The 5,354-nt window shown below is 36.6% G+C and carries 5 protein-coding genes and 1 riboswitch; of the genes, 4 read left to right on the top strand and 1 reads right to left on the bottom strand.

The window, feature by feature from the left end; genetic code table 11:
• The first annotated feature begins 11 nt into the window (after positions 1–11).
• The 4 genes from truA to RTL21_RS22150 all read left to right on the top strand — a co-directional run bounded on the left by truA (position 12) and on the right by RTL21_RS22150 (position 4,616).
• On the top strand, positions 12–749 hold the full coding sequence (truA, locus tag RTL21_RS22165) for a tRNA pseudouridine(38-40) synthase TruA (RefSeq protein WP_312099234.1): 738 nt from the start codon (positions 12–14) through the stop codon (positions 747–749).
• A 302-nt stretch (positions 750–1,051) separates the two neighbouring features.
• Positions 1,052–2,521, top strand: a complete 1,470-nt coding sequence (locus RTL21_RS22160; protein ID WP_312099215.1) for a nicotinate phosphoribosyltransferase — start codon at positions 1,052–1,054, stop codon at positions 2,519–2,521.
• A gap of 1 nt (position 2,522) precedes the next feature.
• Positions 2,523–3,137: a nicotinate (nicotinamide) nucleotide adenylyltransferase gene (gene nadD, locus RTL21_RS22155; protein ID WP_312099213.1), complete on the top strand. Its 615-nt coding sequence runs from the start codon at positions 2,523–2,525 to the stop codon at positions 3,135–3,137.
• A gap of 92 nt (positions 3,138–3,229) precedes the next feature.
• A riboswitch (ZMP/ZTP riboswitch) is annotated at positions 3,230–3,309 on the top strand.
• A gap of 107 nt (positions 3,310–3,416) precedes the next feature.
• On the top strand, positions 3,417–4,616 hold the full coding sequence (locus RTL21_RS22150; RefSeq protein ID WP_312099211.1) for a phosphoglycerate dehydrogenase: 1,200 nt from the start codon (positions 3,417–3,419) through the stop codon (positions 4,614–4,616).
• Between the two features lie 340 nt (positions 4,617–4,956).
• On the opposite strand, the gene prs is transcribed toward RTL21_RS22150, so the two are convergent.
• A partial coding sequence (prs, locus tag RTL21_RS22145) for a ribose-phosphate diphosphokinase (protein WP_312099209.1) occupies positions 4,957–5,354 on the bottom strand: 398 nt, incomplete at its 5' end.

Below are 5,354 nucleotides of genomic sequence, written 5' to 3'. Positions count from 1 at the left end.
CAGGAGAAAAAATGAAAAATTATAAATTGCTTATTCAATACGATGGTGGACGCTATAAAGGTTGGCAACGTCTTGGCAATGGGGACCAATCAATTCAAGGTAAAATAGAAAACGTCCTAACAGAAATGGTAGGAGAAAAGATAGAAATCATTGGCTGCAGTAGAACAGATGCAGGGGTACATGCATTATCTCAAGTCGCTAACTTCAAAATGAACAAAGAAATGACAGAAAAAGAGGTCAAGGATTATCTAAATCACTATTTACCGAATGATATTAGCATTTCAAAAGTAGATATCGTTCAAGATCGTTTTCATGCAAGATATAATGCGAAGGATAAAACGTATTTATATAAAATTTGGAATAAATCGTATACCAATCCTTTTATGCGCAAATATAGCATGCATGTAGAGAAAAGGTTAAATATAAAGAAAATGGAGCAAGCAGCTGCCCATTTTGTGGGAAAGCATGACTTTACAGCTTTCTCAAACGCTAAATCAAAGAAGAAATCAATGGTTAAAGAAGTATTCTTTGTAGATATTAAAGAAGTAGAAGGTTTTCTTGAAATTCGTGTGAGTGGCGATGGTTTTCTGTATAATATGGTCAGAAAAATGGTTGGTACATTAATTGAGGTTGGACTAGGAAAAATCGAAGCAGATGCTATTCCAGCGATTATCGCAGAAAAGGATCGTAGTTTAACAGGAATGATGGCAGAAGCGAACGGATTATTTTTGGAAAAGGTAAAATTTTAATAGGAATAGACAAAGCAAGTAGGTTCTTATGGACGTACTTGCTTTTTTTTAGGATTATCTTAAAGATTGTTGCTTTTGAAAAATATTTTAAAACTAGAGCGAAACGAAGTCTGAAGGGAGCATAAATTCTTTCCTTTTATCAAAATTAATTTTTTTATTACATAAATAAAAAGGTTTGTTCAAAAGAGAATGATTTAATAAATAAAAGGATATCTATATAACAAATAGAGATTTGTCACATGTTGAGGTAGTGGACAAAGTTTTTATAAGTAGAAATTAATTTAGTAAGAGGAGGAAAATAGATGAACTATGCGGATGACAGTCTTATGCTTCATACAGACCTTTATCAAATCAATATGATGGAGACGTATTGGCGGGATGGAATACATGACCGGAAAGCGGTATTTGAACTTTACTTTCGCAAGCTTCCGTTTGGAAATGGTTTTGCCATATTTGCGGGTCTAGAACGAATCTTATCTTATATAAAAGACTGTAGGTTTACAGATCAGGATATTGCCTATTTAAGAAATGAAGTTGGATATAAAGAAGATTTTCTTCAATATTTAAAAAATCTTACTTTTTCCGGTGATATTTATTGCATGGAGGAAGGCGAACTAGTATTTGCAAATGAACCGATTCTTAGAGTAGAAGCTCCGATTGCGGAGGCGCAATTAATAGAGACAGCTTTGTTAAATATCGTTAATTATCAAACGCTTATTGCAACAAAAGCGGCGAGAATGAAGCAAGTTATTGGCGAACAGACAGCAATGGAGTTTGGAACAAGAAGAGCGCAGGAAATGGATGCTGCCATATGGGGAACAAGGGCTGCCGTTATTGGTGGGTTTTCGGCTACAAGTAATGTAAGGGCAGGGAAAATCTTTGGAATTCCTGTGTCTGGAACACATGCTCACGCCTTAGTGCAAGCATATAAAGATGAATATGAAGCTTTTAAAAGTTATGCTAGTACGCACACAGAATGCGTTTTCCTAGTTGATACATATGATACACTTCGGTCTGGCGTTCCTAATGCTATTAAGGTAGCAAAGGATTTTGGAGATAAGATTCACTTTAAGGGAATTCGATTAGACAGTGGGGACTTAGCGTATCTTTCTAAGAAAGCAAGAGAAATGCTAGATGAGGCAGGATTTCCAGATGTGAAAATTATTGCTTCTAATGATCTAGATGAGTATACCATTATGAATTTGCAGGCAGAAGGAGCAAAAATTGATATATGGGGCATTGGAACAAAGCTGATTACAGCATATGATCAAGCAGCACTCGGCGCTGTATATAAATTAGTCAGTATAGAAAATGAAAAAGGCAAAATGGAAGATACGATTAAATTATCTGGAAATCCGGAAAAAATTTCTACACCTGGGCAGAAAAGAGTGTATCGCATTATTAATAATGAGCATGGGCATGCCGAAGGTGATTATATTTCACTAGCATCTGAAGTAATTACGCAAGAACCTTTAAAAATGTTTCATCCTGTTCATCCATATTTGAATAAAATGGTGACAAATTATAGGGCAATCGAATTACATCACCGAGTTATAAAGAATGGGCATGTGCATTATGAAACACCAGCATTAAAAGCTATCCAACTCAAGGCTAGAGAGAGCTTGAAGCTCCTCTGGAACGAATATAAACGAACGCTTAATCCGGAGGAGTATCCAGTTGATTTAAGCAAAGCATGCTGGGAGAATAAGCGAAACTATATTGAAGAAATGAAAGAGAAGGCACGCCGAGTTGAAGGGGAAAGGGGAGGATGAATTGAGGAAAATAGGGATTTACGGATCTTCCTTTGATCCAATTACAAATGTTCATCTCTGGACTGCAAGTACGGTTGCCCATCGTTGTAAATTGGATAAAGTGATTTTTCTTCCATGTTCGAGTAAGCGAAGGGATAAAACGATGGAAACAGCAGATGAACATCGTATAGAAATGGTGAATATGGCAATAGAGAATAATGATAAGTTTGCTTTGGATGATTATGAAATGAAGCAAGATGGTTGGGAAGTTTATACGTATCATACGATGAATTATTTTAAAAAGTTTTTCCCAGAGGAGCAAGTATACTTTATTATGGGAGCTGATTTGCTGGTTGATATCGGTCAAGGAAAATGGACCAAAGGGGAAGAATTAATAGCAGAAAATCGGTTTATTGTAATGGCTCGAAATGGAATTGATATGCTCTCTGCCATTAGCCGTTCCCCCATCCTCCGTAATCATGATGACGGTAACACATTTCATCTGTTAGATAAGGGTCTAGCTATGGAAATAAGTTCTACCTATATACGAGAAGAGTTTGCAATGGGAGGAGAACCGAGGTATCTTTTACCAGAAAAGTGCTATAATTATATTAAAAAAAATAAGTTATATCAATAAACCGTTCTAATAAAAGCATGAAAAAGAACGAAATTAATAAGAAATTAGCAATTGATGATTACTGAATAGTCTGATAGAATGAAGGCAATCTAAAGGCTATGTGTAACTGGCGAAATACGGATAACCGTAGGGGAGCACATAGCGTCGTATGCCGTTCGCCTGGGCAGAGGTAAGGGAATTCACTCCTTGCCTTTTTCTTTTTTAGACGATGTCGTGTAAAAGGGAAGAGTATTATCCAAGCGTAAAAAGAATATAATTGATTTAAAAGGAGCAATGGAGATGAGCACTACGACTGTTAAAGATGTAAAGACAATTAAAACATTAAATAATATTGCAGCAAGTGGCCTGAATGTGTTTAAAAAAGGAAATTTCACCGTTGACGATACGAGCAATAACCCAGATGCGATTCTGTTACGCAGCTTTAATATGCATGGAATGGAACTTGGAGATAAGTTAAAGGCAATTGCTAGAGCAGGAGCAGGGGTTAATAATATTCCGGTTGATCAATGTACAACGCAAGGCATTGTTGTATTTAATACACCTGGTGCGAATGCAAATGCAGTAAAAGAAATGGTGCTCATGTCATTGATGGCTTCTTCCAGAAACCTATTCGAAGGAGTTTCATGGGCGAAAACCCTACTTACAGAAGGTGAACAAGTTCCAAAACTTGTGGAAGCTGGCAAAAAACAATTTGTTGGACACGAAATCAAAGGGAAAACATTAGGTGTAATTGGCTTAGGCGCAATTGGTGCGCTTGTAGCAAATGATGCCCTAGCACTTGATATGGATGTCATTGGTTATGACCCATTTCTTTCTGTTGATACTGCTTGGAATTTATCACGTAATGTCCAGCGGGCTATGACATTAGATCAACTATTTGCAGAGTCTGATTATATAACGGTTCATGTGCCATTAACAGAAGATACGAAGGGTATGTTTAATAAGCAAGCATTTAGCATCATGAAACCTGGTACACAAATTTTAAACTTCTCTCGAGGAGAATTGGTGAACGAAATCGATATGGCTGTTGCTCTAGAAGAAGGTAGAATTGGACGCTATATAACAGACTTTCCAAATGAAAATGTTCTCCAAATGAAAAATACAATTGCTATTCCGCATCTTGGGGCTTCTACAGAAGAGTCAGAAGAAAATTGTGCTGTTATGGCAGCTCGCCAAGTTAAGGAATTTTTAGAAACTGGAAACATTAAGAACTCTGTAAACTTTCCAAATGCAGCTATCCCTTACACTGGTAAACGTCGTGTGACAGCCTTCCATCTAAATGTTCCTAATATGGTAGGACAGATAACACAGGTAATTTCCACTTACCAGTTAAATATTGCTGATATGTTAAACCGAAGCCGTGGCGAGTATGCTTACACGATGATTGATATCGATAATCAAGTGGCAGATGACATTATTCCGCTTCTTTCTAAGCAACTAAAAGGAATTGATGGAATCGTTACGATGAGAGTGATTTAATTATAGGAATAGGTATATAAGATAGACTCCTGGTTGAAAGGGAGTCTATTTGAATTTTGTTGAAAGTAATTATTAGGTAATGAATAGATGTTTAGGAATACGAGTGGGAAGTTATCTATATGATCGGAAATCGAAATATATGATCCAAACGAGTAAGGATATGATCGGAAATCGAAATATATGATCCAAACGAGTAAGGATATGATCGGAAATCGAAATATATAATCTAAACGAGTAAGGATATGATCAAAAAAACGAAAATATGATCCAAACCATATTTCTACAAAATAAGCCCAATAAAAAAAAGGCTGTCCATTGGACAACCTCTAAGCGTAACCGCTTATTTAAACAATACACTAACAGACTTATGCTCATACACGCGGCTGATGGCATCACTTAGTAATTCAGCGATAGACAACTGCGTAATTTTGTCGATTCTCTTTTCTTCTGGAAGTGGAATGCTGTTTGTAACAATCAATTCCTTAATTTGTGATTCTTGAATCATTTCAATAGCTGGTTCAGATAAAACAGGATGAACACAGCATGCATAGACTTCTTCTGCTCCATTCTCAAGTAACGCTTTTGCAGCAGTCGTAATGCGGTAAGATGTATCGACGATATCGTCTACGATGATTGCTGTTTTGCCTTCAATGTTACCAACAATATTTACTTCGCGAGGACCAATGTCTTTTGGACCGCGCTTATCAATAATTGCGATAGGCGCTTTTAAGCGGTCTG

Origin of the sequence: Niallia sp., from assembly GCF_031978665.1 — a bacterium.
Classification (GTDB): domain Bacteria; phylum Bacillota; class Bacilli; order Bacillales; family Cytobacillaceae; genus Niallia.
The sequence above is the reverse complement of the archived record's forward strand: the minus strand, read 5'-3'. Positions and strand labels throughout refer to the sequence as shown.

Coding starts and splice junctions, on each gene's coding strand:
- RTL21_RS22160 (WP_312099215.1), top strand. CDS start 1,052: ATGAACTATGCGGATGACAGTCTTATGCTTCATACAGACCTTTATCAA.
- truA (WP_312099234.1), top strand. CDS start 12: ATGAAAAATTATAAATTGCTTATTCAATACGATGGTGGACGCTATAAA.
- RTL21_RS22150 (WP_312099211.1), top strand. CDS start 3,417: ATGAGCACTACGACTGTTAAAGATGTAAAGACAATTAAAACATTAAAT.